General features: G+C 64.6%; 22 protein-coding genes and 1 tRNA gene. 12 read left to right on the top strand and 11 right to left on the bottom strand.

Features of this window, described 5'->3' with window-relative positions; all coding sequences use genetic code 11:
• Positions 1–5 precede the first annotated feature (5 nt).
• The 5 genes from hypD (at position 6) to AC069I_RS27810 (ending at position 4,217) form a co-directional block, all read left to right on the top strand.
• On the top strand, positions 6–1,154 hold the full coding sequence (hypD, locus tag AC069I_RS27830; RefSeq protein WP_478226995.1) for a hydrogenase formation protein HypD: 1,149 nt from the start codon (positions 6–8) through the stop codon (positions 1,152–1,154).
• Entirely contained in the window at positions 1,151–2,245 is a 1,095-nt protein-coding gene (gene hypE / locus AC069I_RS27825; RefSeq protein WP_478266735.1) for a hydrogenase expression/formation protein HypE, read from the top strand. Before hypD ends, hypE begins: the two co-directional genes overlap by 4 nt.
• A gap of 21 nt (positions 2,246–2,266) precedes the next feature.
• Positions 2,267–2,650 carry a hydrogenase maturation nickel metallochaperone HypA/HybF gene (locus AC069I_RS27820; protein ID WP_478226993.1) on the top strand — a complete coding sequence of 128 codons (384 nt, stop codon included), beginning with the start codon at positions 2,267–2,269 and terminating at the stop codon, positions 2,648–2,650.
• Complete coding sequence (gene hypB / locus AC069I_RS27815; RefSeq protein WP_478266734.1) at positions 2,605–3,375, top strand: hydrogenase nickel incorporation protein HypB; 771 nt, start codon at positions 2,605–2,607, stop codon at positions 3,373–3,375. Before AC069I_RS27820 ends, hypB begins: the two co-directional genes overlap by 46 nt.
• A gap of 758 nt (positions 3,376–4,133) precedes the next feature.
• A tRNA-Leu gene (locus AC069I_RS27810) sits at positions 4,134–4,217 on the top strand.
• Here AC069I_RS27810 and AC069I_RS27805 read toward each other — a convergent pair.
• The 6 genes from AC069I_RS27805 to AC069I_RS27780 all read right to left on the bottom strand — a co-directional run bounded on the left by AC069I_RS27805 (position 4,199) and on the right by AC069I_RS27780 (position 9,869).
• Positions 4,199–5,947: a recombinase family protein gene (locus AC069I_RS27805; RefSeq protein WP_478266733.1), complete on the bottom strand. Its 1,749-nt coding sequence runs from the start codon at positions 5,945–5,947 to the stop codon at positions 4,199–4,201. The genes AC069I_RS27810 and AC069I_RS27805 overlap by 19 nt on opposite strands.
• A gap of 147 nt (positions 5,948–6,094) precedes the next feature.
• Entirely contained in the window at positions 6,095–8,272 is a 2,178-nt protein-coding gene (locus tag AC069I_RS27800) for a cell division protein FtsK (protein WP_478266732.1), read from the bottom strand.
• Positions 8,262–9,038 (bottom strand): hypothetical protein, encoded by a 777-nt coding sequence (locus AC069I_RS27795; RefSeq protein ID WP_478266731.1) that lies wholly within the window; start codon positions 9,036–9,038, stop codon positions 8,262–8,264. The genes AC069I_RS27800 and AC069I_RS27795 overlap by 11 nt, the downstream gene beginning before the upstream one ends.
• Positions 9,035–9,361 (bottom strand): hypothetical protein, encoded by a 327-nt coding sequence (locus AC069I_RS27790; RefSeq protein WP_478266730.1) that lies wholly within the window; start codon positions 9,359–9,361, stop codon positions 9,035–9,037. Before AC069I_RS27790 ends, AC069I_RS27795 begins: the two co-directional genes overlap by 4 nt.
• Positions 9,358–9,690, bottom strand: a complete 333-nt coding sequence (locus tag AC069I_RS27785; protein WP_478266729.1) for a WhiB family transcriptional regulator — start codon at positions 9,688–9,690, stop codon at positions 9,358–9,360. Before AC069I_RS27785 ends, AC069I_RS27790 begins: the two co-directional genes overlap by 4 nt.
• Positions 9,687–9,869 carry a helix-turn-helix domain-containing protein gene (locus tag AC069I_RS27780; RefSeq protein WP_228688366.1) on the bottom strand — a complete coding sequence of 61 codons (183 nt, stop codon included), beginning with the start codon at positions 9,867–9,869 and terminating at the stop codon, positions 9,687–9,689. The genes AC069I_RS27785 and AC069I_RS27780 overlap by 4 nt, the downstream gene beginning before the upstream one ends.
• 183 nt (positions 9,870–10,052) lie before the next feature.
• Between AC069I_RS27780 and AC069I_RS27775 the strand changes: the two genes are divergently transcribed.
• Together AC069I_RS27775 and AC069I_RS27770 are read left to right on the top strand one after the other, a co-directional pair.
• Positions 10,053–10,427 (top strand): helix-turn-helix domain-containing protein, encoded by a 375-nt coding sequence (locus AC069I_RS27775; RefSeq protein WP_016333690.1) that lies wholly within the window; start codon positions 10,053–10,055, stop codon positions 10,425–10,427.
• 174 nt (positions 10,428–10,601) lie between these two features.
• Positions 10,602–11,738, top strand: a complete 1,137-nt coding sequence (locus tag AC069I_RS27770) for a tetratricopeptide repeat protein (RefSeq protein WP_478266728.1) — start codon at positions 10,602–10,604, stop codon at positions 11,736–11,738.
• Here AC069I_RS27770 and AC069I_RS27765 read toward each other — a convergent pair.
• Together AC069I_RS27765 and AC069I_RS27760 are read right to left on the bottom strand one after the other, a co-directional pair.
• Positions 11,724–12,272 carry an NUDIX hydrolase gene (locus tag AC069I_RS27765; RefSeq protein ID WP_016333692.1) on the bottom strand — a complete coding sequence of 183 codons (549 nt, stop codon included), beginning with the start codon at positions 12,270–12,272 and terminating at the stop codon, positions 11,724–11,726. The genes AC069I_RS27770 and AC069I_RS27765 overlap by 15 nt on opposite strands.
• Positions 12,273–12,318: 46 nt before the next feature.
• The gene (locus AC069I_RS27760; RefSeq protein ID WP_478266727.1) at positions 12,319–13,494 is read right to left on the bottom strand and encodes a hypothetical protein; all 1,176 of its coding nucleotides are present in this window, start codon (positions 13,492–13,494) and stop codon (positions 12,319–12,321) included.
• 1,142 nt (positions 13,495–14,636) lie between these two features.
• Here AC069I_RS27760 and AC069I_RS27755 point away from each other — a divergent pair.
• Positions 14,637–15,530 (top strand): helix-turn-helix domain-containing protein, encoded by an 894-nt coding sequence (locus AC069I_RS27755; RefSeq protein ID WP_478266726.1) that lies wholly within the window; start codon positions 14,637–14,639, stop codon positions 15,528–15,530.
• A 538-nt stretch (positions 15,531–16,068) separates the two neighbouring features.
• Here the strand turns inward: AC069I_RS27755 and AC069I_RS27750 are convergent.
• From AC069I_RS27750 to AC069I_RS27740, 3 genes are all read right to left on the bottom strand, one after another.
• Positions 16,069–16,347, bottom strand: coding sequence for a hypothetical protein (locus AC069I_RS27750; protein ID WP_192744792.1), 279 nt, complete (start codon positions 16,345–16,347; stop codon positions 16,069–16,071).
• A 739-nt stretch (positions 16,348–17,086) separates the two neighbouring features.
• On the bottom strand, positions 17,087–18,247 hold the full coding sequence (locus AC069I_RS27745) for a hypothetical protein (protein WP_478266725.1): 1,161 nt from the start codon (positions 18,245–18,247) through the stop codon (positions 17,087–17,089).
• The gene (locus AC069I_RS27740) at positions 18,240–19,346 is read right to left on the bottom strand and encodes an ImmA/IrrE family metallo-endopeptidase (RefSeq protein ID WP_478266724.1); all 1,107 of its coding nucleotides are present in this window, start codon (positions 19,344–19,346) and stop codon (positions 18,240–18,242) included. The genes AC069I_RS27745 and AC069I_RS27740 overlap by 8 nt, the downstream gene beginning before the upstream one ends.
• 236 nt (positions 19,347–19,582) lie before the next feature.
• Here AC069I_RS27740 and AC069I_RS27735 point away from each other — a divergent pair, with 236 nt between their 5' ends.
• The 4 genes from AC069I_RS27735 to AC069I_RS27720 all read left to right on the top strand — a co-directional run bounded on the left by AC069I_RS27735 (position 19,583) and on the right by AC069I_RS27720 (position 24,646).
• Entirely contained in the window at positions 19,583–21,451 is a 1,869-nt protein-coding gene (locus AC069I_RS27735; protein WP_478266723.1) for a DNA/RNA helicase domain-containing protein, read from the top strand.
• 271 nt (positions 21,452–21,722) lie between these two features.
• Positions 21,723–22,088, top strand: coding sequence for a nucleotide pyrophosphohydrolase (locus AC069I_RS27730; RefSeq protein WP_192744796.1), 366 nt, complete (start codon positions 21,723–21,725; stop codon positions 22,086–22,088).
• Positions 22,085–23,089: a hypothetical protein gene (locus tag AC069I_RS27725; RefSeq protein ID WP_478266722.1), complete on the top strand. Its 1,005-nt coding sequence runs from the start codon at positions 22,085–22,087 to the stop codon at positions 23,087–23,089. The genes AC069I_RS27730 and AC069I_RS27725 overlap by 4 nt, the downstream gene beginning before the upstream one ends.
• 372 nt (positions 23,090–23,461) lie before the next feature.
• The gene (locus AC069I_RS27720) at positions 23,462–24,646 is read left to right on the top strand and encodes a hypothetical protein (RefSeq protein ID WP_478266721.1); all 1,185 of its coding nucleotides are present in this window, start codon (positions 23,462–23,464) and stop codon (positions 24,644–24,646) included.
• Positions 24,647–25,210: the final 564 nt, after the last annotated feature.

The following is a 25,210-nucleotide window of genomic DNA, read 5'->3' as shown; positions in this document are numbered from 1 at the left end:
GAAGCATGCGTTTCGTCGACGAGTTCCGCGACGCCGAGAAGGCCAAGGTGCTCTCCGCGAAGATCGCCGGCCTGTGCGAACCCGGTCGCGAGTACAAGTTCATGGAGGTGTGCGGCGGCCATACGCACACGATCTACAAGCACGGACTTGAGGATTACCTTCCCGAGTCCATCACCCTGGTACACGGTCCCGGCTGCCCGGTCTGTGTCATCCCGATGGGCCGCATCGACGACGCGATCCACATCGCCCGCCGTCCCGAAGTGCTCATGACCTCGTTCGGCGACATGATGCGAGTGCCCGGCGGCGACGGGAACTTCTTCGACTCCAACGCCGAGGACACCGACATCCGGATGGTCTACTCGCCACTCGACTCGCTGAAGATCGCCAGGCAGAACCCGGACCGGCAGGTCGTGTTCATGGCGATCGGCTTCGAGACCACCACACCGTCGACCGCGATGACGATCCTGCGAGCGGCCGAAGAAGGCATCGAGAACTTCTCGGTCTTCTGCAACCACATCACCATCATCCCCGCCATCAAGGCCATCCTCGACTCTCCGGACCTGCGTCTCGACGGCTTCATCGGACCAGGGCACGTTTCGACGGTGATCGGTTGCCGCCCGTACGAATTCATCGCCAGGAGTTACGGAAAGCCCCTCGTGGTGGCCGGCTTCGAGCCGCTCGACATCCTGCGGTCGATCCACATGCTGATGGTGCAGCTCAAGGAAGGCCGCTCGGAAGTGGAGAACCAGTACTCGCGGGTCGTGCCGTGGGAGGGCAACCTCAAGGCGTTGCGGGTGATCAACGAGACCATGGAGCTGCGCCCGTACTTCGAATGGCGCGGACTCGGTTTCATCTCCCATTCGGCACTGCGGTTACGCGAGAAATACGCGCCGTTCGACGCCGAGGTGAAGTACGACGTGCCGGGGGTGCGGGTCGCGGACCCGAAGGCGTGCCAATGCGGCGAGGTACTGAAAGGGGTGCTGAAACCCTGGGAATGCAAGGTCTTCGGCACCGCGTGCACCCCCGAGACCCCGATCGGAACCTGCATGGTGTCACCCGAGGGAGCCTGCGCGGCGTACTACAACTTCGGGCGGTTCACCCGGACCAGGGTGCTGGAGGCGAGCATCGCCACGGCCGACGGCGCCATCCGATGAGCGCCGGTACCGGCACGCCGTCCGGCCGGGAACAGGCGGTGCTCGATCGGATCGACAAGGCCCGCAGGCGCCGGGCCAAGGTACGCGAGGACCGGATCACGCTGGCCCACGGATCCGGCGGCAAGGCCACCCAAACCCTGATCGAAGGCGTCTTTCTCGAGGCGTTTCGCAATCCTCTGCTGGAGCCGCTCGAAGACGCGGCCGCGCTGACGATCAACGGCTCCCGGCTGGCGCTGACCACCGACTCGTTCGTGGTGTCACCGCTGTTCTTCCCCGGTGGCGACATCGGAGACCTCGCCGTCAACGGAACGGTCAACGATCTCGCCGTGTCCGGCGCCGAACCGCTGTACCTGACGGCGGGTTTCATCCTGGAGGAGGGATTCCCGGTCGCCGATCTGACGAAGATCGTGGAGTCGATGAGGTCCGCCGCCGACGCCGCCGGGGTGGCCATCGTGACCGGCGATACCAAGGTGGTGCAGCGCGGAAAGGTCGACGGCTGCTACGTCAACACGGCAGGTGTCGGCGTGATCGACCATCCACACAGGCTCGGGGTCGCGACGGTCAGGCCCGGAGACGCCGTCATCGTGTCCGGCCCGATCGGCGACCACGGCATCACCGTGATGCTCGCCCGTGGCGAACTCGGCATCGAGGCGGACCTTCGATCGGACACCGCGCCGGTGCACGGGCTCGTCGCCGCGCTGTTGGCGGAAACCCCTGGTGTGCGGGCAATGCGCGACGCGACGCGAGGTGGCGTCGCGACCGTGCTCAACGAAATGGCCAGGGCGGCGGATGTGGCCGTGGTGATCGACGAACAGCGGATCCCCGTCCGCGCTCAGGTACGCGGGGCGTCGGAACTGCTCGGCATCGATCCGCTCTACGTGGCCTGCGAGGGCCGGATCGTGGTGGTCGTCGACGGCGCGCAGGCCGAGACCGCGCTGGCCGCGATGCGCGCGCACCCGCACGGCTCGCAGGCCGCGATCATCGGCCGGATCGAGGCCGATCCGCCGGGCCTGGTGCTGCTGAACACCGCCTTCGGCGGGACCCGGATCTGCGATCTCCTGGTCGGGGATCCACTGCCGCGAATCTGCTGAAGACCGGCGAAGGGAGCGGGCGTGCACGAACTGTCCATCACCCAGGCGGCGGTCGAGACGATCATCGAACGGATGGGCGCCACCCCTATCCGCCGCGTCACGCTGGAGATCGGGGTCCTGTCCGGGGTGGTGGTGGACTCGGTGCGGTTCTGCTTCGAGGTGATCGTGGCCGGCACTCCCCTGCGGGACGCGGTCCTGGACGTGGTCGAACCACCGGGGCGCGCCGTCTGCCGCGACTGCACTCTGGAGTTCGTCGTCGAGGACCCGCGGATACTGCTCTGCCCCGGCTGCGGCGACGCCGACGTGCGGGTACTCGCCGGGCGGGAACTGAGGATCAAATCCGTGGAGGTGGAGAACGTATGTGCGCGACCTGCGGTTGCTCGGACGAGGCCGGAACCCGGGTGATCGACCCGGAGGCCGGCGGGCACGGGCACGGTCATGGACACGATCACGTGCATCCGGAAACGACGCGGACCGTGCTGCTGGAGCAGGACATCCTCGCCGCGAATGACCTGCTGGCCGAGAACAACCGTGGCTGGCTGGCCGAACGGGCGATCCATGCCGTGAACCTGATGAGCTCACCCGGATCCGGCAAGACCACGCTGCTCGAACGCACCATCCGCGAGCTGGGCCGCGAGTTCCCGATGACCGTGATCGAAGGCGATCAGGAAACCGTGTTCGACGCCGACCGGATCAGGGCGACCGGATGCCGGGTGATCCAGGTCAACACCGGCGCGGGCTGTCATCTGGACGCGGACATGCTGGCCAAAGCACTGCGCACGCTCGATCCACCGAACCGGTCCACGGTATTCATCGAGAACGTCGGCAACCTGGTCTGCCCAGCGCTCTTCGACCTCGGCGAAGGCACCCGCACGGTGATCATGTCGGTCACCGAGGGCGCGGACAAACCGGGGAAATACCCGCATATGTTCCGCACGGCGGACGTGGTCCTGCTCAACAAAATCGACCTACTGCCCTACGTGGACTTCGACGTCGACATGTTTCTCACCGCGCTGACGCAGGTGAACCCGAGGTCTCGCGTACTCCAGATGTCGGCGACCGGCGGCGAGGGCATGGACGACTGGTACGGCTGGCTCCGTGAGCGGGTCGGTCTCGGGCCGACGGTCTGAGAAACACCGGCCGAGCGCCGCGACGGCCCTGATCGGAGACTTCTTTCCGCGGCGGGTCGCCCGACCTCTTCGACAAGGCCGGATACCGCTTGGCTGCGACGCGCGAGTCCGCTGAGGGGTGAGTGAACCGGGGCCTTTTGTGCGACCGCCCAGCGGCCAGGCCGGTCACCTCGTACAGCCGCAGATCGGCGTGTCGAGTGCGGGACCGTCGCGGCGGCGGCCACGACATCGTTGAGCTCGGCCAGCTGAGCTCACGTGTGCCGGGCTCGGGGCCGCCCCCAGGCCGTCGTGCCTGAACGGCTGGCGAGCAGCTTCAGCTTGCGCAGGCCGTTCGCCTGCCCGGAGTGAAGGCATCCATCGGCGGGCTGGTCGATGTTGCCGCAGTCAGCGCTCGGGACAACGCCGTCCGCCGATGGTGGGGAGCGGGACCGCAGGGCATACCGGAGACATCACTGCTCTGCGCGAGCTCGCGCAGAGCACGCCCGAGAACCCGGATACGGAGCGTCGCTGACTCGCCACAGGACGCGGCTGAGCGACCCCGCGCAGTACCGGGTCAGGTGCCGTAACTATGCGTCACTCAGCGTCACTCTTCGACTTTAGCGCTCTGGCCTGCGGTTTTGCGCGGCAGGAACACTCGATCGTAGACTTGAACACCATCAGACGGTAACCGGACATCATCTCAATGTGAGTCTTCGTGACGATACGTACCCCCCTGATTAAGGCCTCCCGGGCGACGTATACTCTTCTCACATCAGCAAGTCCGAGTGGCGGAATGGCAGACGCGCTAGCTTGAGGTGCTAGTGTCCTTAACGGACGTGGGGGTTCAAGTCCCCCCTCGGACACCCGCATTATTCACACGCAAAGAGGTCGTCGCGTAGACGGCCTCTTTTTCGTTGTCGTACCGCAGGTCAAGCCTCAGATCCCGGTAGAGCTTTGCTAGCTTGCCCGGCTCGCTGTCGGCGAGCGCTGCCCCGAGGTCGCCGAGCGAGTCGATCATCGCGTAGACCTCGGCGTCGGTGATCCCGGCGGGCTCGCCCGCAGCCGCTAAGGCTCCCTGCGCAGCCGCTCGGTCCGCCTGCGCCTCGTTGATGCTTTCGACCAGTGCCGTCGGGTCGACGCCAGCGGCGATGGCGTCCTGGAACCGCCTGAGCTTGGCTTCTGCCTCCTCCAGTTGTTTGCTTGCGACTCCATCGACCTCGGCTCGCGCCGATGGCTGAGCGCCCACGAGCTGCCTGACGGTTTGCTCAATGTTCTGCTGGTCGAACAACCCACCGATCCAGCCGTTCACCGCGTCCCGCAGCGGCTCTTCCCGGAGATAGATCGTGGGCGGATGTGTGAGCAAGGCCGGTGCACCCGGTGCCAGAGTTCGGGCCGGGCATCGGTAGTACATGCCGTACTTGCGCGGGCTGCCTTCCATCTTCCGTTCGCATGCGGCACACCGGATGAGACCGCGGAACAGGTACACGTGCTTCACCGGGCGGCCCGTGCGTTCGGCCTTGCGCGCTGTCCGGAGGCCGCCTGCCGCTTTGGCTCGCCGGATCAACTGCGCCTGCGTGAAGTCTTCGACCGACACGATCTTCGGATGAGCGGGCTTACGTGATCGAACCACCCGGTCCGGCTTGGCTCGCCGGAACCGCACGACGTTGCCGGCAGCGACGTCGTCGGGATCGAACAGCATCTCCTGCCGAGCCGACCGCCCAAAAACCGCATAGCCCGTATAGCGAGGATTCTCCAGGATTGATCGCGTTGTGCTGCCCTGCCAGCCGTCAGCGAGCCGATGCCGGTTCTGCTCCGGCCGCCGAGCCGAAGGACAAGGGATCCCATCGCGGTTGAGCCCGTTCGCTATCGCTCGATCACCCATCCCGTCGAGGTACTCAGCGAAGATGCGGCGCACGACTTCGGCCGCCGGCTCGTCGATCGCAAGCACTCGCAGACGGAACCCCTCCGCAGCCTTCCTCGGGTTCGGATGCGGCCCGCCATCTACGACCACGTACCCGTACGGTGCACGGCCTCCCTGGTGACGTCCCTCGTTAACGACTTGCGCGTCCATCGCCGCCCGGACTCGCGCCTGAACGTGCTGCCGCTCGGACTCACTCATGCCGCCGAGCACGCTCATCAGCATCTTGTGCGACGGATTCCGGGGATCGAACTTTCCGCCCAGCTCTGGCACCCACAAGTCCACGCCGTACGCGGCGAACCGCGGAGCGATGAGCGAGAACTGGTTGCCGAACCAACACCGGGTCCCCTCGCCGACGACCAGGGCGTTCCACGTCCGGCGAGGATTCTTCAGCTCAGCGAGCAGACGCGACGCTTCGGTCCTCCGCTCCCATGGCACTGACCGCGACTGGCCCACATCGAAGTACTCGGCCACGATCCGGCCGCCCAGCGGCTCGACGAACTTGCGCGCGTTCCCGATCTGCCAACCTCGCGAGGTCTCCGGATCCTGGTTGTCTTCAGTCGAGCAGCGACCGTAGACCGCCAACGCGCCGATCCCGTCGTCCACGGGCTCGGCTACCTCAAGACCGAGGATCTCGTCCAATTTCGACCATGGATCGCTGATTTCAGCGGTCATCGGTCACCTCCATCCCTTGTCCATCGAGGACCGGCACCTCAGTCAGATCGATGAGAACCGCCAGCAAGGCGCGTGCTGCCGCAGGCGTCAGCTCAGGCAATCCTGCAGGTAGGATAACCCGACAAGGCTGGTTGTTCTGGTTTGCGCTCATCGCTGGGCAGCCGTGGCGGCGTATCCATCGCCATCGCCGGCACGCTCGACAGCACGGCGGATATCAGCGGTCAGATAGCCCCGAACCTGCCGAGTCTCACCGTCTTCGCTGGTCACACGGTCTCGCGTCGGTCGGCATCCTGCTTCGGTCATCTGCTGCGAAAGCGTCCTGCGGTCGACGCCGAGCGCCTCCACCAACTCGGCTGTGGGGACAAACTGCCGCCCCTCCGATCCGAGGTCGACTCCTAGATACTCGACGAGCGCAGAGAGCGGTTCTGGTAGCTCAGGCATCGATGGACTCGTTGCAGCACCCGCGCCCAGAGCGTGTGCAACGGCAGCATGATCGAGCGTTGGCATGCTGTCCTGACCGGCCGCATGCCCTGTCAGCGTTCCAGCCGCCTCCCGCAGCGCGCGCCCCTGCTGACAGATGCTTTGCCAGTCCTCGTTCGGCATGTAGTACGTGCGGACCGTCATCGCCAACACATCCGCCCCAGCCGCCGTGTCGCCGTCCGGCCGGAGGATGCCAACGCCCTTGTGCGACGGCAGAAGGCGAGACGAGTCGAATCCGCGGGTGTTCATCTGCTCGCCGAGCACGATGTTGGAGTCGCGCCAGTCCATCACCCGAAGGGCGAACCGTGATCCGAGCACCGCCCGGAGCCCGGATGGGATGGTCTTGGAGTCGGGGCGTTGAGTGGCAAGTACGAGCACGATCCCGGCCGCTGGCCCCTTCTTGGCCAGCCACGTCAACAACTCGCCGATGTATTCGCCTGCCGCAAGCCTCTTTCCTTGTACGTCAACAGGAGTGCGATCTTCGAGCGGAACCTGAACCTCGTCGATGAAGATCGCCGTTATCGGCATGTTCAGCGCCTTGTCCCGTGACATCTCTGGCGTCACCTTCGATTCCGGGCATACCAAGTCGTCCAGATCCCGCATACGCCGGAACCTGCCCTGGACTTCGGCAACCATTTCGGCCAGCCAATCAATGAGTGCCAAGACGTGTTCAGGCTCGTCGCCAGCCATGAAGCGGTGCGCAACCTGCCCGGCGGCGACCCAATCTTTCCCAGCCTTGAAGTCCGCCACGTAGAGCCGCACCCAAGCGTCCAGGACAAGTCCACTAGCAGCGAGTCGGGCGGCGAACGTCTTACCCTGTCGGGGAATAGCGCCGATCAGAAGCGATGTCCACACGAGCGGCAGATCGATTCGCCGATCTCGTGCGTCACGTCCGAACGGAACAGGCCGCCAAGCATCCCACCGCGTAACGCCGAGCAGTGGCGTCTGAAGAGGCGCACGAACGTACGGGTCCTCATCGGCGACCCACATCGAGATCCGGCCGGCATGCCCGCCGTTTCCGCGCACGCGCTCCACGATGAGCTGAACTTCGTCGACTGCCAGGGCTGAGGCCAACGCATCCCGGTTCTTCACGACATCCGCGGCCTTCCGCGTCGCCGGCAGGTCCACGGTGACCGCCCAACCGTCGCCCACACGCGTTGCTCGTTCCACCAAGCGAAGTGTCTCGTCCTTTCCGATCAGCTTCGCGTCGCGGAACGCATCCACAAGAACTTGCGGATCCATCGTCCACGTCAACGTGCGCGGACCGGCAAGCGCGGGCTTCCGTCCCGGACTGCCATCCTTGCGGCGTCCCAGAATCGCCAGCGCTAGTGATGCGGCAGCCCCACCGATCCACAGTGGATCGTGTCCGTACAGGAGATCCACAACAGCGACCGCCAACGCCACTATGGCAACGACGGCACCAGTGACCTTCCAGCGGAACAGCGTCAGTTCACGAATCTCCGTGAACTTGTCGGCAAGCTTCTCCGAGTCCTCGGCTGCCGTCCGATAGTCGTTTACTTTGACCCAGCCTCGCCAGGCTCGCGTACCGGCTACGGCCCCACGGACCACCGCACCCGCGTACCGAAGTGGCGACTTGACTATCCAGACCACGGCGTCCTTCGCAGCCTGGACGGCTTGCGGCCTGCTCTTCATCCACAGTGGCACTCGCGGTGAGTGCTTCCACCAGCGCGCGAGCCGCCGACGAACGGTCCGAACACGCGGTTGGGGTAGCGAGTCGTCGATCAACTCGCCGTCCAGGATCGGCCCGATGTGCTCGACGTCGCCTGAGGCCATTCGGGCCAGAGACACACCGCTGTCAGCCTCTGAACTCGCTTCAGCTGCCATGGCGCACCCCCTCGGCCACCTCGGCCGAAAGCTCGGCAGCGAGCCGGGAGGACAACCCGCGCGAGCAACCGGTGACCTCTCGCACCCAGGCGGGCGTCACTTTGACCTCGGGTTTCCAGGCCAGCCGCGCGTCGGCGAGGTAGTCGGCGAACAGCCGACGAGCGGGGCGTTCACGATCAGCCGTCGCCAGTTCATGAACGTCCGCGGGTTTCGCGGTGTTCACGAGAGCAACCTGCACGGCGTCCGTGAGCTTGTCGCGTAGGTCGGTGACGGCTTCGGCCGCGACGAATACGACCATCGGCGGCACGGAATGCAAGACCACTCCAGCCGGTGATCCGGCTGCCCACGAGGACCAGGTGTTCATGACGTACGTGGCCGCCAGCGTGAGCCACTTCGCCGCACGGACCCACCGCCCGGTGCGAACCTGGTACCGGGCAGTGACCTGCTCAGCTCGAAGGATGGCGAGCAGCACCAGGCACACAGTGGGGTCCAGCAGCCAGGCCGTCAGCCAGGGCAACGAGCCGAATTCTGATCCGGCGGCAGCGAACCACTGGACGTTGGCCGCGGTGAAAGCCAGTCCGAGGATGATTCCGGCCCAGCACAGCCGGTCGACCTGAGCACGAACTCGTTCGATCCGAAGGGCGACGACGTCCGGATGGGTCCGCCAGCGGCGAACATCGGCAGCCTCTGCGGCTTCCGCGGCGAGCCGCTGAGCACGGCTCACCGATGGCGTACAGGACTCGGCCTCCTCCTTCGTGTCGATCATCGGCCACCGCCTCGACGTGAGGTATCGAGCGATGTGACGGTCAGAGCACGCGTCAGGACGTATGCCGCGATCAGGTCCGGCACACCGAGTACGACGAGCAACAGAGTCGGGTTGCCAGGATGTGTGATCACGAGCCACTGCACACCCACGAATGCCGCTCCCGTGAACAGCACTCTCCCGGCGAGCGAGACGACTCGTGCGCCCGCTCGTGCCGTTTCGGCGGTGCGGCGAGCTTTGCGTGCGCCGACACGCCACACCATGAACAGGGCGAACAGAACACCAAGTCCAGCGAGAACCTGTGTCGATGAGAGGGTAAGCGTCATCGAGCCTCGCCTCCTCGGCGACGCTGCCAGATCGCGTGGAGGATGCGCCGGTCGGTATCAGGCATCGCACCCCACACGCCGAGAGCATCCGATCCGGTAGTGCGGAGATCGAGTTCAAGGCACTCGTCGATTACTGGGCAGCCGGCGCACAGCCGCTTGGCCAGCTCCCTGTCAGGTGGATCGTCCCCGGTCAGTTCCGGTATGTCCGCGCGCTCGAATGCCCAGAAGCACAGGCCGTCCCTTTCGACGACATCCTTTAAGACCGAGTCAGGAACAGGGGCGAACCGGTCTAGTTGGGCGGCGATCTCCGTGTAGTCGGGTTCGCTCATCGCGCACCCCCACCGAGGGCTCGCCGCAGCTCCGAAGCCGGGATGACGAGTCGCGAACGGCGCCGCTCGGCCCGCAGCTCGCCGATCCGGATGGCGCGATGGATCGAGTTGAGGTCAACGCCGAGAATCCAGGCGGCGTCAGCCGGAGAGTAGAACGCTGGACCGCCAGCGTCAGGCATTTTCTTCTGCATTGGGTAGTCCTTAAAGTCATAAAGCTGATTTGAGCCTTGAAAGTGCGCTGATTTAGTCGCACAAAGGCGCGAGAATGGTCCGAACGCGCGACGCGGTGTGGATCTCAGCGTCGTTGATTCCGTCAAGCGCTAATGTCGGCGCTGAGGCGGACCACGAAGGAAGAGGAATAGGTGTCGGAAGACTGGGCGGCGGTCGCGAAGACCATCAACGAGCGCGTACACGAGCTCGGATGGAAGCAACGCGAACTGGCTGAGCGCTCGCAGGTCTCCCAGGCGATCGTCCGCGAAATCCAGAACCACACCGTGGAGCGCAAGCGAAGCGACCGGACGCTCGAAGCGCTCGCGGTCGCGCTCGGTTTGCACCCGCAGCATCTGCTCGCTGTCCTGCATGGCCGCATCCCGCCGACCCTCGGCCAGCCTCGCGAAGACATGGAAGACGCCGTGTCGGCGCGGCTCGCTGTCATCGAACAGCGGCTGTCGCAGATCACCGAGCACCTCGCCGATCTCACCGAGTTGCTCCGCCGCGATGGGACTTCCCGCGGCTAGCGCGAAATCCTGTTTGCGATCGGCCGACTCGGTCGACCGCCGGTGTTCCTTGTCGTTTCTCATGTCACCAAGAAACGGTATTTTTCCGGGCCGCGGGAGCTGGCAGCGGTTTACATGCCCCGTGTTATTTCCTGTTATCTCCGCAGTTCAAGGCCGCTGCCGGAGGTGCGCGTCATGAACTCGACAAGTCCTTTGAAGGCCGCTCGCAATGCGCTTGACTGGAGCCAGGAGAGACTCGCGCGAGCAATCAACGCGCGTGCGGCGGCACACGGATTGCCCGAACGCTCGGTTCCCAGCCGCAAGACGGATATCTCCCGATGGGAGAACGGCCATGTGGTGCCCGAACCGCCGATGCGCGCCGTCCTGCGCGAGATCTATGGCCGAACCGACGACGATCTCGGGTTCCCGACGGGCGATTTCGCCGGCCCCTCCGGCGATGAACTGGCCGAACGACTGGTCATCGCCCGCCGCGTGGACGAGCAGACCATCGAACTGTTCCGCGATGAGGTCATCAGCGTTCGCCATGCCGATCGTCGGTTCGGATCAGCCGCGAGGCTCGAACGGCTCCGCGGACAGATCACCGAGATCGAGGGCCTGCTCAGGCACACCATCCTCCGTCGCGACAGGGCTCCGCTGGCCGGGGTGCTCGTCGAGGCATCCACGCTGGCGGGGTGGAACTCCCTCGACATCGGCTCACTTGCTCAGGCATGGACGCACTACGAACGCGCGAAATACGCGGCAATGGAGTCCGGATCGACCGGATTGCTTGCTCACGCCACAGCTGAGCAGGCATTCGTCCTCATCGACACGGGCAACGTCGATGACGCACTCGCCCTGTTCGAGGAGGCGCGTTCGATCGGCGAGCGCGCCCCCGAACTGCTGCGTGCCTGGCTCGCGGCCGCGGAGGGCGAAGGCCACGCGATCGCAGGTCACCGGGACGAAGCTCTCCGAGCGTTCGATGAGGCCGACACGCTCCTGCCGAACGAAGTCGTCCACCCGGAGCTTCCGTTCGTATTCCTCGGCGGCAGCCATCTCGACCGATGGCGCGGCAACGCGTTGGTGCACCTCGGCGCCCCCGAAGCGATCGAACATCTTGAACGCGTGGCCGATGATGCCCGGTCGACGTCCTTCGTTCGCGCCGGCGCCGCCGTATATGTGGATCTCGCCCTCGCCTACAGCGCATCGGGCGACCGGGAGGCCGCCCGAACCTACGCACAGCAGGCCCGGCGGATCATCTCCCAGGTCGGCTCCGTGCGGCTACGACGTCGACTGGAACGACTGGTGTTGCCAGGCGACTCAAACCCGGCGTGAGTTGAGGTAGTAGAGCAGGGACACCAGCGTGCCCGATCCGAGCAACTCCTGACGCTGCGCAAGCTCGTTGACCCTCGACAGTGGCACCCACTCCACCCTGCCGACTTCCTCCGTGTCGGTGGGCTCGCCGATGTGTTCGGCCTCGCGCCACAGGTACACGTCGACCGGCGCCGTGACCTGCCCCGGCAGCGGCTCGAAGCTCACCAGATGTTCCGGCTCACCGACCGGCTGCCAGCCGGACTCTTCAGCCGCCTCCCGCGCGGCCGTCCCGGCGGAGTCGTCGCCGTCGTCGACCATGCCGCCCAGCAGCTCATAACCCCATTGCTCGGTGGCGAACCGGTAGCGCCACAGCATCAGCGCCTCGTCCTGGTCGTTCACGATCAACGCGATAGCTATCCGCGCGAGGTGCACGACGTGGTAGTCCCAGCGCTCGCCATTCGGCGCCTCGACGTCCGTCAGCCCGACCTTGACCCATCGGTTGTCGTAGACCAGGCGCTCACCGAACGTCTTCCACGACCCATGCTCGTCAGCCACGCCGCGAGCCTACGGGCTGGCAGTTGCCCGTCGTACCACCTCCCGCTCAGTCGTCGCGCCCCGAAGCGATGAGCTGGGCAATTCGACGTTGCTGCCGCACAGACCCGATTTCGACAGCAAGGGCACGAGCACGAGCTGCGTGCGCTCGACCTTCTTCGTGCTCGCCCATAGCGACGAATGCCGTCGCGAGGTCCACTCGCAACGCTGCCTCCGCGCGCGTGAACGTCGGATCGAGACGGCTGAGCGCTGTCGAAAGCACGTTCACCGCCTCCGGTTCGCCGATCCGGGCGAGCGCGTGCCCACGCCACCTCGCGAGATGAACAGGATCAAGCACCACGTAGGGACCGTCCGCTGCGGATACGTCGGTCGGCAAAAGGGCTGCGGCACGATCAAAGGCCAGCAGACTCGCTGAACGCTGCCCGTCTGCCGCAAGAGCTTCACCGTGCGCGGCGGCGAGCCACGCTCGAAGGAGGCGGCTGGCTAGATGCCGGGCCTGACGCTCGGCAGCGCACAACAGGTCGACCGCTGGTCCAGTCTCGCCGACGTCGATCAGCACAAAGGCCTGTTCAGCGAGGCAGTGCACTTCAAATGCCTCGTCACCAGACTCGTGAGCAGCCGCCTTGGCTTGCTCGTAGAACTGCCAGGAGTCGTGAACGGAACCCATATCCAGCCTCTGCCAGCCGGCGAGCGTGCCGAACTCGGCAAGCAGCGCGGCAAATCGGCTACGAACGTCCGAAGTGAGGCTGTGGGACCGCAAGCGCGCGATCTGCCGGATTTTGGTAGCCACCTCTTCGTGGGCTGTTGAAGCACCCAGCTCCCGATCAAGGCGCCGGACCGAGGACAACTGGCTCTGAAGCAGGGTAAACACGTCCGCGTTCACACGGCGAGCAGCGCTAAGTCGCTGCCGGAGTTCCGCATCGGGGTCTTCGGTGGAACTGCGGACGGCGTCAGGTGCCGACAGCAACTCGCCGATCCCAAGACCGAGCATCCGTTCGAGCAGGCGCGCGGTAGCCGGACGCGGGCGTCCGACCGGTGATCCGTCCGGCTTGCGTCCCGAGATCAAGCGCTGCAGGTGCCGCACGCTGAGCGTGCCAGGCTCACCGAACCTGCGCGCGAACCGCTCGGCATCCTCGACGAACTCGGCGAGGGTCTGATTTCGCTCCCGGAGCTTCATCTCCAGAACTGTTCGCGGCAGGTCGTCGGTGCCGCCGCCAGCCGTCATCGTGCCCTCCCGGGGTTCATGGTGCCCGCTAGATGTCCTAGCTATGTCGTCCGCGCGTCCTATCGCCTAAATGAGCGCATAAGGCAGGCTGATTTCAGATCATACAGCCCGTTGTGGCTGGTCAGCCTGTAGGTAGCGGAGGACTCATGCGCGATGTGCTGCGGCCAGGTGTGGCCGCCGGGATATACGTCACCTGGCACAGGAGCGAGATCGACGGCCTCGATCACGCCGTAACCGACGAAGAGTTCGCGCGCGGCCGGGATGACGACCTCGGACGATACGAGGGACTCTGCGGTCACGCCGTGCTGCCCTTCTCGATGCTCGTTCCACCTGGGCGACCATGTGGCCGCTGCAAGGCGTACCTGTCAGCTCGGTCGACGCTATCCACCGTCGACCAGCGCCTCCGCACGCCTCAGCACCGCAAGCCGTCGCGCTTGCGCCGGCTCTTCCAACTTTCTTCTGGCTCCGATGCTCAGAGACCGTGTGCACGGCATTTGCTGAGCACTGCTCGAAGCCGCGGGCTTCCGACTTTGAGCGCCGCTTTCTGCACTGCCGAGCTACCCCGCGACAAGTCATGACATCGCCAACCGACGCCTCGATCCCCGTCTTCCAGCTTGAGCTTGACCCACTTCTGCTCCTGCCGATCCGGCTGTTCGTGCTGTGCCTTCTCACTGACGTCAGGTGGCAGGAAGAGGGCGCTCTTGCGACGCGCCTTCGCGTCAGCTCACGAGTCCTCACCCCTAATACCGACCGGCTGCTCGCGGCCGGGTACCTGGCTCGACACGAAGGGCATCGAAGCCTGCTACGTCTCACCGAACTTGGCTTCGAGCGACTTACCAGTCACGTGACCGCGTTCCAGCGAGTCGCTAGCCGAGCCGTAGATCTCGTCGCGACGCAGCGCGCCGGCCCAGTCCACGGATGCGACACCTGATCGCCGTCTCCCAAGGCTCGCCTCCAACGGCGATTCGTGACGGGCGTGACGGGCTCAAAGCCAGCCGACTCAACCGTCACACGAAGCGTTCCCCCAGTTCAGGGCCGCCTTCATGTGTCACAACACCTGCGACGGCACGTGTCTCACGAGACGGCCGTTCTATCCCCGCTTCCAGCACGGCGTTTGCCACTACACCCCTGAGCAGGAACTGGTGAAATCGAAGAAGACGCCCCAGCTGTCTACCGCAAAACAGAGGGAGCTCGGCGCCGAGCTGCGACGAATCCGCATGCGCGCCGGCTATCTCGCAACTGACATGAGCCGCATGCTCGGCTGGCCCGCCTCCACCATCTCTCGCCTAGAGAGCGGTCTACGCAACTACCAAGCCGGGGACATCGCCATCTACCTCGCCCGAGCGAAGGCAACCCCTCGCGAACTCGATGACCTCGTAGCCCTGGACCGCCACCCCGACGACGGCTACCAGGTCAGAAGTCACCCCGTGGGCTTCTCCGACGACCTCCCGCTCATCTCCGTGCTCGACACTGGCAGCGAGTCCGTTACGGTCTACGACCCTGTAGACATTCCGCGACAGCTCCAGATCGAGCCCTACATCCGCCAGTCCCTCACCAGGAACGGTCCTGCTCTGGATGCAGCAGTGCATGCGCGACTCGCCAACCAGCTCACATCCCTCCGGGTGTCGGCTCGTCTCACTTTCTACCTTTGCGAAACCGCGCTGCTCGCGATTCCTGAAGGTCTGGCCGTCAAGCACGAACAGGTGCTACATCTGCTGATCACATCGTCGCTGCCTCGTCGTCACATCCATCTCGTCCCCGCTGACTCAGTCGTGACCGATGTTCACACAGGGTTCACCGTCTACCGACACGACCAACACCGTCCGGTCGTCCACCACCAACAGCCCACCACAAGCCTCTTCCTAGAGAACGCCCACGACATCGCCTACTACGAAGGCCAGCTCGAACGCGCCGCTGACCAGGCGCTCAGCACCCAGCAAACCCGCGACTGGCTCACCAGCTACCTAGCTGAGCTCGAGTCAAGGCTTGACCACCAGTCAGCCGACCCCGAGACCACTGAGCCATTGGGGGCCTAGCCCCGCCTGGGATTGCGTCCTCGAAGCCAGCTGCTGCTACCTCCACCTGCGACACTGTCGCCTATTGATTCAGCTCGACATACCCGAGGCGATCGAGCACATCCCATGAGGGCACCAGATGGAGCGACGATCGGCAGGGTGATCGTAAAGAGCGGCTAGCACTACCGACTGCGACCGAGAACCTGACGGGATCGGCGAACAGTGGGCTTCAGCGGCACGTGCACCACCACCAGTGGGACGGTGACGACCGCAGCTGTTCCGGTAGCGGCCGGTTGGAATATCGCCACGCCCTTGGTCTCGCCGTACACGGAACACACGCCTAACATTCGAACAGTTGTGCGATTTATGCACGCACGACCGACGACCCGGCACGATCTCCTGAAGTACCTGGTGAGACATGGACAGTATGAGCGAGTTCGAGCCTGGCCTTTCCAACGAGTTGCACTCGCGACCTGCACCAATCCCAACGGGCGGAACCACAGCCGAAGCCGAAATCAGGGCCTGCAGTACCCGACCGCAGCGCACTGATGAGTGCTGGCTAGGCTCCTTGCCATTGCCTGACCGCATCGATGACGGCCCACAGGCTGCTGTCGGTGCGCTGGTAGTAGATCCGACGCTGCTCCTTGCTGTCGGACACAGTGAGCATGCCGAGGGTCACCAATCGGCTCAGCTCCGCGCCTGCCGCGCTCTGAGAGATCACCTCGTCCGGTGGCTCGGATTGGTAGAACCGCGGTTTCGGGTAGGTGAGGATCCAGAGCGCGAGCCGGAGCCGACAAGATCGGCCGAAAAGCAGATGGCCGAGTTCGTCGGTGTCCAAGATCGCTCCTTGGATGTAGTATTCATCTTCAAGATAGTTGATAGTTGAGTTACGTCAATCCTGTGACCTGGCGAAACTCGAACGAGTCGATCAAGCAGTTCAAGGGACGTGCTAGGCAAGGAGGTCGGTGTGGACGCAGCGGTCAGCTCCGGCCTTCCACCGCGTTTAGGCTCAGAGGGGCTATGTACCCGCCTCCCCGGCCACGGCCCCGTTGCCTTCGCCCTGTACCGGTTGGACGTTGACGAACACGGACGTCGCCAGGGTGAGGGCGTCTGTGACCTGACTGACCTCTCTGCCCTGGACGCTTTGCTCACGTTGCCGGAGGGCGCGGCCGTGGCACGCCAGGCGGTATCCGCCCGAGTGCAACGCATTGTCGAGCGGCTACCGCAGGCAATAGTGTCGCGGGATTCGCAGCACCTGTGCCGGCTCGCGCGGACACCCGTGACCGTCGACTGCGTCAGTGTGACCGTCCAACGATCGTGGTCCGCAGCTTTGCATCGCGTGCTCGAGTTCAGCCAGTACGCCGAGCGGATACTGGTCTGTCGGTCGAGCCCCGACACCGAGCAGGTCCTCGAGGCATCCTACTGGGGAGTCGGGATCACGGTCCCGACCAGCGCGGGCTGGGATTGGCTCATCGAGCCGGCCGCGTTTGTGGTGAAACACCATTCGGCGGCACGCTGGGAGTTCGCTGAGCAGATTTACGGTTTACATCTGTCACATCCGAACGCACCTGCGTCGCTCAGCTCGGAAGCTTCGCCCAGCGGATCAAGGCTTCCGGCGGCTTGAACGCCTTCGGGTTTCCTAGCTGGTTGTTGAGGAGTTCGTGGTGGTCGACTGCCACCTGGCAACGCTTCTTCCACCATCCAGCCCGATCGGCCCGCAGCGGCAAGTCCCGATGCAGGGTAAGCATGAGGTCACTCCAGACCGCGATGTTGTGCGAACGGGCTTCGAGCTTGTCCTCTTTTGGGTCCAGCAGGCGAGTTAGTCTCTGTCCTTGACAGACCGTGCATGAACACGACGGCGGCGTCGAGTTGGCGAACTTCTTCAGCAGTGTTGTGGCCCAGATGAATCGCAACAGTTCGCTGACCAGTACGCTCGGCGGAACGGGGCCGTCGCTCGGCCCGGACTGTGCCTTCTCCTCGGGGGGAACGAGGTGTCGACGCGTGCCGGTGAGCCCGATCGCGCCAGCGAAGGCACCGTGACAGAGTCCGTCGATGGCGGACAGGTCGGTGGACAGCCTCATTAAGTGGGGCACCTCCGCTTCGAGCCGGCGAAGGTTTCCAGGGGCGTCTTTGAACTGGGCGAGGGGATCGAACTGGCCGCCGAGCCGGAGCGCGATCGGCTTGCCCACCGTCCGCAGAATAGCGATGAACTGGTCGATGAAGGTCTCGTTGATCCACGCGACAGCAACGGCCGCGACGTAGATGGTGTCGTCGCGCTGCAGCTCCGCGACCCTGCGGACCTGCGCCTTGAGACTGGCGGAATCGCCCGGTGCGATGTACAAGGAAGGTGTAGTCGCCACCGTCGCACCCCGCGCGAGCTGATCGTCCAATGCGGCCTCCAGCCCATCACCGAGCGTCTCCGGCAACTCAAACGGTTCCTCTGGCGTAGCTGTCCGCTTGCAATACGCCTCTAGATCCGGGACAAGAATCAGATCATCGAAGCCGGCATCCCGGTAGCCGGCGATCTTGAGCGCCGCGTTGTTACCACCGACCCAGACGCCACCCCAGGTGGGATCGACGGCCCCCAGCACCTTCAGGAGTTCGCGTGTCCCGGCCGCGGTAAGCAGCCGATCGGTCAGAAGGCCGACGCGCCCTGGTGGCCGAAGTCGCTCGATATCCCTGATCGCGGCGTTCAGTTTGCCGTTCTCACGCGGTCTGGTGCGATCATCGTCAACCACACCTGCCCCTTTCGTTTGCGACGGGCTCAGAACCTGTCGCCCCGGCGAGCCCGAAGATCTCCACGAACTCCTCCGTCGTTAACAGCGTGCGAGCGGCCAGGCCGTCAACGCCATCCTGCTGTCGAGTGATCCACTCCTGCGCGGCCCGTAGTGGGAGTTGCGGTTGCTCCGGCTCCAGAATTCCAGGCTCGTCGGTTCGGTAGCCCAAACTGGACAACTCCACGTTCAAGCTGCGATAACGCCAATCCGTGATCAACCCCAGGTCACGGGCACGGCGAACCAGAGCGGCCATGGACACCCTCCACCGCTGCTTGAGCACGCCGAGTTTGCCGATATCGAGATCATTTCCGAGCTCCCTTGCGATCTGCGCCGCGGGCATGAGAAATTCGGCGGCGAATTCGTCCGCCTCGCGCTCTTGTTCAGGCCCTGGCACGGGATGGCACACGATGTGGCCCAACTCGTGAGCCAAGGTGAAGCGCTGTCGATCGGTCGGCGTCGCCGCATTGAGCAGGAAGATCGGAGCTTCATCGTCCGGCCACTGGCTGACCGCGTCCCAAGCGCTCGAGGAAGTCCGGCGCTGGACCACGATACCGCCCGCTTGCTCCAGGAGAGCGACCATCGAGGCGACCGGACCGGGCGGTACAGACCATCGCTGTCGAACCTCGGCCGCGGCGTCGCGCGCGGTGTCTGCGGCCGAGACCGGGAAGCGGAAGAACGCGTTGTCCGGCTGAACGTCGCTGCCGGTGAGAAGCAAGCGAGTCTGGATACGCGCCAGATTAAGGTAGGCATGGATCCGTCGGCCGGCGGCAGCGCTGAGAGATTGCCGCTTCCGATGGTGGACGCACGCGGTTCCAAGCCCGTAGACACCTCCGGACATCGTCAGAAGCTCGGAGGGATATCCCAACACGGCGGCGAAGAGTTCGAGGCGCTCGCCGATCACGGATACCGCGCCAGCCTCAGCCTTCGAAACGTAGCCCTGGGTGATTTTCGGCCCACCACCCCGTCGGTCGCTCATCTGCCTCGCGACGTCCGACTGAGTGAGCCCACGAGAGTCCCGAGCGAGCGTGAGCATCACCGGGTTCCCCGCTGACTGATCCATGCGACCTCCTCACCTCAGATAATACCACCCCTCATTACCTCCAAAAATCTCGCGAAATATTCCAGCTCGTTGACGCCCTGAGCACGAGGCGGCGCCCACCCGGGCCGGACGTGGCTGTTCAGGGACCGTCGGGGACGCTTGCCAAGAAAGACACGCCGATCGAGCCTGCGCGGAGATCGCTCCCGCAACGGCAGGAGACGCTAGTTTTGTCGGTGTCGTCTGGTATTTCTGTGATCATGTTCGTTCATGGGGGGTCGGTCGCCGAGGCCGCCGACGCGATCGAGGCGTCGGTGGCGCAGTTCGTCAAAGCGGCTGAGGACCGGTTCACGATGCTGTATCGGCGGCAGCTGAGCGACTCGGAGCGTTCGAGTTGGGAGAACAGCTGGCCGGCGCTGCTGCGGACGCTCACCAACGCAGGACTTGGCGATCTGCGGCTGTTCCTCGAGTACGAACTGCCGTGCAGCGGGCAGCGAGTCGATGCCCTGTTGCTGGGTTCCCGCGGCGACGGCGGAGTGACCGCGGTCGTGGTCGAGCTGAAGCAGTGGACAGAGCTGGACTCGACCACTGCGCTGTTCAGCTGGGTCCGCCGCGTCAAGTATCTGCACCCTAGCCGTCAGGCCGCGGGCTACCGCGCTTACCTGGATGACTGGATCGACGAGCCCGGGCTTCGGTTGGAGACGCGGGCCGTCGCCTACCTCCACGATGCCGGCAACGACGTGATCGGCCCGCTGCGCGAAGCGGTGGCGAACAGCCCGGGTAGCGGTGAAGTGTCACTCCTCGGCCGCGACGACATCCAGCCGTCGCCGAGCCCGCCGCAACTCGCCAAGATGTTCGGCGCCGATGACCTCCAGGCACCTGCGGAGGAGCAGGTTCAAAAGTTTCTGACGGCTCGACACCGGCCGTCGGGTGGGCTGCTCACACGTGTCGACGACGTGGTGAAGCGCGAGCCGGTCTTCCGCCTGGTCGGCGCTCAGCAGAACGCCTACCTGGAGGTCCTGGACGCGGTACGCCGCGCCCGATCAGATCCGCGCAAGCAGCTGATCGTGGTGTCCGGAGGCCCGGGAACTGGCAAAACGGTGATCGCGATGCGACTGGTGGCCGACATCCGTGGCGTCGTCGGCGACGAGGTCTACGGGTGCTACCTGACCCCGTCCGGAACCCTGCACCATCAGCTCACACGCGCGATCACCACTCCCGGCGCGGACGGACTGGTCAGCCACGTCGGCGACTTCGGCAGGCACGCGGGCAACGCCGTGGTGCCGATCGTCGACGAAGCCCAGCGGCTGCGCCGGAACCAACGCCAGGTCGAACGGATGCTCGCCCGCACGCGTGTGTGCGTCCTGTTCCTCGACGAACATCAGATCGTCCTGCCCGAAGAAGGTTTCACCTTCGCCGAGCTGGAACAGCAGGCGGCCCGGGCCGGTGCCGAAGTCACGCACGTAAAGCTGGTCAGCCAGTTCCGATGCAACGGATCCCAGCAATACCTGGGCTGGCTCGAGCAGCTGCTCTACGGCGAGACGACGCCATGGACACCGTCGGACTACGACCTGGCGATCTCCCCCACACCCGACGCCCTCAGCGAATGGGTCGATCACCACACCCGCGCCGGGCACACCGCCCGCATCACCGCGGGCTTCTGCTGGCCCTGGACCAAAAAACCGGACAGGGATGGCAAGCTGACCAAAGACGTGACACTTCCATGGGGTTCGCCCGAGCCGGACTGGGCGATGCCCTGGAACGCCTTCGACGAAGGTCACGACCGCGAAGGGCCCGTCCCGAAGACCCACTTCTGGGCGACCGACAACGGCGGTGCTCGCCAGGCCGGCTGCATCTACACCGCACAGGGCCTGGAGTACGACTACGGAGCCGTCATCCTCGGTCCCGACCTCGTCCGCCGCAGCAACCGCTGGGTGGCCGTCCCCGAGACCAACGAGGATCCGCGTATCCCGAGGGACATCGACCCCGACCACTACCTACGACTGGCAACGAACACCTACTGGGTACTCGCCACCCGGGCAAGCCTCGGCTGCCGCATCTATTCGGCCGACACAGAAACCCAGGAGTTTCTGACGAGCTTGGTTCCCGAACCGGAGGGCGCTTCTTGAACGCGCGGCTTTGTCGGTACCGGCCGCTACTCTCCCGATCATGAACGACAGGCAGCTGGCACTGCAGCCTCGCGGAGGCAGGGTCGCTTGGCCGGAATGTGGGAGAAGCGGTCAGCACTCAGCTGAAATGCGAATTCAGCCGCGGCGCGGACTCGGCCTGACGGAAGGCCAGGCGAAGCTCCTAACTCCGTGCAACCTGAGCGACTCCGTTCCCAGTTCTCACATGAGGCTCGTTCATCGAGGTGACGAGCTGTCGGTCATAGTTGCTGGCATGACAGTCGAGGAGTTGCAGCAGCGGTTACGCCAGTTCGCGCAGGAGAGGTCGTGGGAGCAGTTTCACACACCGAAGAACCTGGTGATGGCGCTGGCCGGCGAAGCCGGTGAACTGCTCGAGCTGTTCCAGTGGCTCACCCCAGACGAGTCAGCCGAGATCATGGCCGATCCGCAAACTGCTGTGCAGGTACGTCATGAGATGGCGGACGTGCTGGCCTACCTGCTTCGGCTGGCGGACGTGCTTCAGGTCGATCTTTTGTCGGCCCTAACTGACAAGATCGCGGTCAATGGCGCGAAGTACCCGGCCGAGTTGGCCAGGGGCACGGCGCGGAAGTACGACCAGCTCGGCAAAGGGGACAAGTGAGGATCGCTCTTCAGCCCGCGGGGCTCAGCAAGCCCTCGGTAAACCAGCACTTCCAGGACACCATCGAGACGCAGGTCCCGTTCGCGGCACACCGCGACCTGCTCTCTCCCAACGTGTACAAGGAGCTGCGTAAACGCTTCCCGCGAGGCAAGGCCCAGTTCTGGGGAGCAACCCCGGGCACGTCAGGAACGACCGTCGGGAAGTGGGCAAAGCTGCGGCCAGGCGATGGTGTCCTCTTCTACGGTGATCATCACCTCTACCTCGCGGGCCACGTAGCGTTGACATTCCGCAACGAAGCGCTCGCGGAGCGTCTGTGGCAGCGGACTGACAACGGCCTGACCTGGGAGTTGATGTTCGCCCTCACCGACCTGCGCAACATCAAGGTGCCTATCACCGAGGTCCGCGCGGTACTCGGCTGGCAGGACCGTGCCGTAGTTCAAGGGTTCACCGTCATCGACGGCGACCGGGCCGAACGCCTTGCCGACCTGGTCGACCTCGACGACATGCTCAACCTCCCAGCTACCTCACCTGGCCCTGCAGACACCACGCCTTCTGGAACAACCACTCCCCCGGCCGGCCCGACCGACGAGACCCGGTCGACGACAGGGCGCCGCGAGCACCGTGCCCTCAAACGGCACCTCGTCCGGATCGGTGGCGGCGTGTGCGGGCTCTGCGGCAGCACACTGCCGCCAGACTTCCTGATCGCAGCTCACATCAAAAAACGCTCATTCTGCAGCGAAGACGAACGCAAAGACTTCGACAACGTCGGCATGCTCGCCTGCTTCCTCGGATGCGACAGCCTGTTCGAGCACGGCTACATCGCCGTCGACACCGGCGGCGACATCCTCATCAGCAACGCCGTCGACAACGCCCCCGACGTCGCCAAATTCATCGCAGAACACCTCCAAGGCCGCACCACCACCTGGTGGAACACCGACCGCGAACCCTACTACGCCTGGCACCGCAACCACGTCTTCAAGAAACTTCAACGCGGCAAATAGACAGTCTGCCACCTCATGATGATCGGCCGCGCTCCTCGCGCCGAGTTGCGGAGATGATCGTGGTTGCGGCCACCTCGGACGGCACGGCAGACTCGGCGAGCTGCTGAGAGCCCTCCCATGGTGGCCACAGTCGGCCCGAGGACGACCACCGTCTGAACATCCTCGGGCCTATCCCGTCGTCCTAGATTAGGCGATCCTGCTTGGCCTGCATCCTGAGACGAAGTCACGCTTGCGAGGGTGCGCTGCCACCAACGCCCTCCCACCGAGTCGAGCGGCAAAAACGTGATGAGCTTCAATATTGGTCAAGCAGACCAACGACTGCCAACGTCTCCGGCGTAACCGGAGCCGTAGACCGTAGTCAGGAGCACGATCATGGCCAGGAAGTCACGCGACCTGTTCGCCCCTGTGGTCCCAGCGGACAAGCTCAACCGGTTATTCACGGAAGTTTCCCGGGGAGCCGGTCACGACGCTGGCCGGGCGATGATGAACGGCACCTTTGAACGTTTCGTCGATGTCGACGGCAGTTTCGTCCGCGAGTTCCAGACGACCGGGTTCTCCCCACGGGTGCTCGAACTGGCGCTCTTCGCCTATCTCGAGGAACAGGAGCTCCCCCTTGAGCGTGCTGCGGCTGCCCCTGACTTCGTCATCCGAGGCGACCGCCCCGTCGCCATCGAAGTGACCACCACCAACCCTTCCCAGGAGCCGAAACCCGAGGCAGCACCGTCGCCGAGCTGGCTGCCAGACGATCTGGAGGATGCCAATCAAGAGTTCGTCTTCCAGCTCGGCAAAGCACTCCGCCGTAAACTAACCCACCGCGACGCACAAGACAAAGCCTACTGGGAAATGTCTCACGTCAAGGGCATTCCGTTCGTGATCGCGGTCGGCGCCTTCCACAACGATCACGCCCAGATCCACTCGGACGGCCTGCTCGCCCGCTATCTCTACGGCGTAGACCAGTCGTTCAGCCACGACGAAGCAGGCACCCTCACCATTATCCAGAACGAGCTGACCGAGCACCACTGGTCAGCGAAGCCGAAGCCACTTTCCAGTGGGCTGTTCAAAGAGCCCGACGCCACCCACCTCGCCGGAGTGTTGTTTAGCAACTCGCACACGGTCGCTAAGTTCAACCGCATCGGCATCGAGCGTGGTCTCGGAAACTCCGAAGCAGCTCTGGTGCGCTTCGGCACTTGCTACGATTACACACCCGACTCCGCTGGCCCCGCCGAATTCGCCTACGTCGTGGGCGACCGGCCCGCAGAGCAACCAGAGACCTTCGCCGAAGGACTCACACTGTTTCTCAACCCCTGGGCGAAAACACCCCTCGCGCCGGAAGCCCTGCCCGGGATCGTCACGACCACCCTTCGTGAAACCGATGGCATGCTGGAGTCCACGTTCACCCCACGGTTCAGGCCCTTTGCCTCGAAGACCATGGTGTTCGAGGGTCCATACCATGATCAATTCGCCAGGTACTTCCAGCAGGACCAGCTCGGCCTGCTCAAACCCGGGGCACCCAGCTTCGCCGAGCTGATGGAAAAACTGCTAGAAGAGGGTGAATAACCTGCCCAGAGCCCTGAATTCGCCTGCTCAAGTGCAGATGATTTCGCGTATTACACCGCTAGCGTCAGAGATAGGCTAATCCGGCGCGCAGCCAAACCAGACGGGGCCGACCGGAGCATTTGAGCTGACCTTCCAGTTCCACTTACGCGACACTTTCGATCGTCGGGCACCGCGCCGAGGCCTGATCGGATGCCAACGCGCGGCGGCGAGCACCACATAACTACTTTGTGGGCAATACTCACAAAGTGCACGACCTTGCGGTCAGCCACCGACACAAGCGTAGACGTTCCGCCAGGAGCGACGGCGGCAGCGACTGTGCCCTCGCCCGCTGCACCACCACCGCGCCAGCGCGGCTGGTGTCCGGCGATTGCACCAGGTCACAGCAGTGAGCCCACATAAGCGGTCGGACCCTCTGAGACGGGATTGGTTCAGCAGGAGGGAAGACATCCGTCCCAAAGCGGGAAGGCCGGTGGAGCCGCACCGCCGCGCTGACGGGGCTGTAGCTGGTCACTCCTAGCCACGCTCCCTCGCCATGGCGCCTCCTTCTGATATGACATAGGGGCA

The organism is Amycolatopsis sp. NPDC043885, from assembly GCF_056435685.1.
This window is presented reverse-complemented; position numbering and strand designations above follow the sequence as displayed.

What these genes read in the sequence shown, in the direction of transcription:
- AC069I_RS27740 (WP_478266724.1), bottom strand. Translation starts at nt 19,346, where the DNA reads ATGGATCAGTCAGCGGGGAACCCGGTGATGCTCACGCTCGCTCGGGAC.
- AC069I_RS27770 (WP_478266728.1), top strand. Translation starts at nt 10,602, where the DNA reads ATGAACTCGACAAGTCCTTTGAAGGCCGCTCGCAATGCGCTTGACTGG.
- hypE (WP_478266735.1), top strand. Translation starts at nt 1,151, where the DNA reads ATGAGCGCCGGTACCGGCACGCCGTCCGGCCGGGAACAGGCGGTGCTC.
- AC069I_RS27780 (WP_228688366.1), bottom strand. Translation starts at nt 9,869, where the DNA reads ATGCCTGACGCTGGCGGTCCAGCGTTCTACTCTCCGGCTGACGCCGCC.
- hypD (WP_478226995.1), top strand. Translation starts at nt 6, where the DNA reads ATGCGTTTCGTCGACGAGTTCCGCGACGCCGAGAAGGCCAAGGTGCTC.
- AC069I_RS27805 (WP_478266733.1), bottom strand. Translation starts at nt 5,947, where the DNA reads ATGACCGCTGAAATCAGCGATCCATGGTCGAAATTGGACGAGATCCTC.
- AC069I_RS27790 (WP_478266730.1), bottom strand. Translation starts at nt 9,361, where the DNA reads ATGACGCTTACCCTCTCATCGACACAGGTTCTCGCTGGACTTGGTGTT.
- hypB (WP_478266734.1), top strand. Translation starts at nt 2,605, where the DNA reads ATGTGCGCGACCTGCGGTTGCTCGGACGAGGCCGGAACCCGGGTGATC.
- AC069I_RS27800 (WP_478266732.1), bottom strand. Translation starts at nt 8,272, where the DNA reads ATGGCAGCTGAAGCGAGTTCAGAGGCTGACAGCGGTGTGTCTCTGGCC.
- AC069I_RS27730 (WP_192744796.1), top strand. Translation starts at nt 21,723, where the DNA reads ATGACAGTCGAGGAGTTGCAGCAGCGGTTACGCCAGTTCGCGCAGGAG.
- AC069I_RS27795 (WP_478266731.1), bottom strand. Translation starts at nt 9,038, where the DNA reads ATGATCGACACGAAGGAGGAGGCCGAGTCCTGTACGCCATCGGTGAGC.
- AC069I_RS27760 (WP_478266727.1), bottom strand. Translation starts at nt 13,494, where the DNA reads ATGACGGCTGGCGGCGGCACCGACGACCTGCCGCGAACAGTTCTGGAG.
- AC069I_RS27720 (WP_478266721.1), top strand. Translation starts at nt 23,462, where the DNA reads ATGGCCAGGAAGTCACGCGACCTGTTCGCCCCTGTGGTCCCAGCGGAC.
- AC069I_RS27735 (WP_478266723.1), top strand. Translation starts at nt 19,583, where the DNA reads ATGTTCGTTCATGGGGGGTCGGTCGCCGAGGCCGCCGACGCGATCGAG.
- AC069I_RS27785 (WP_478266729.1), bottom strand. Translation starts at nt 9,690, where the DNA reads ATGAGCGAACCCGACTACACGGAGATCGCCGCCCAACTAGACCGGTTC.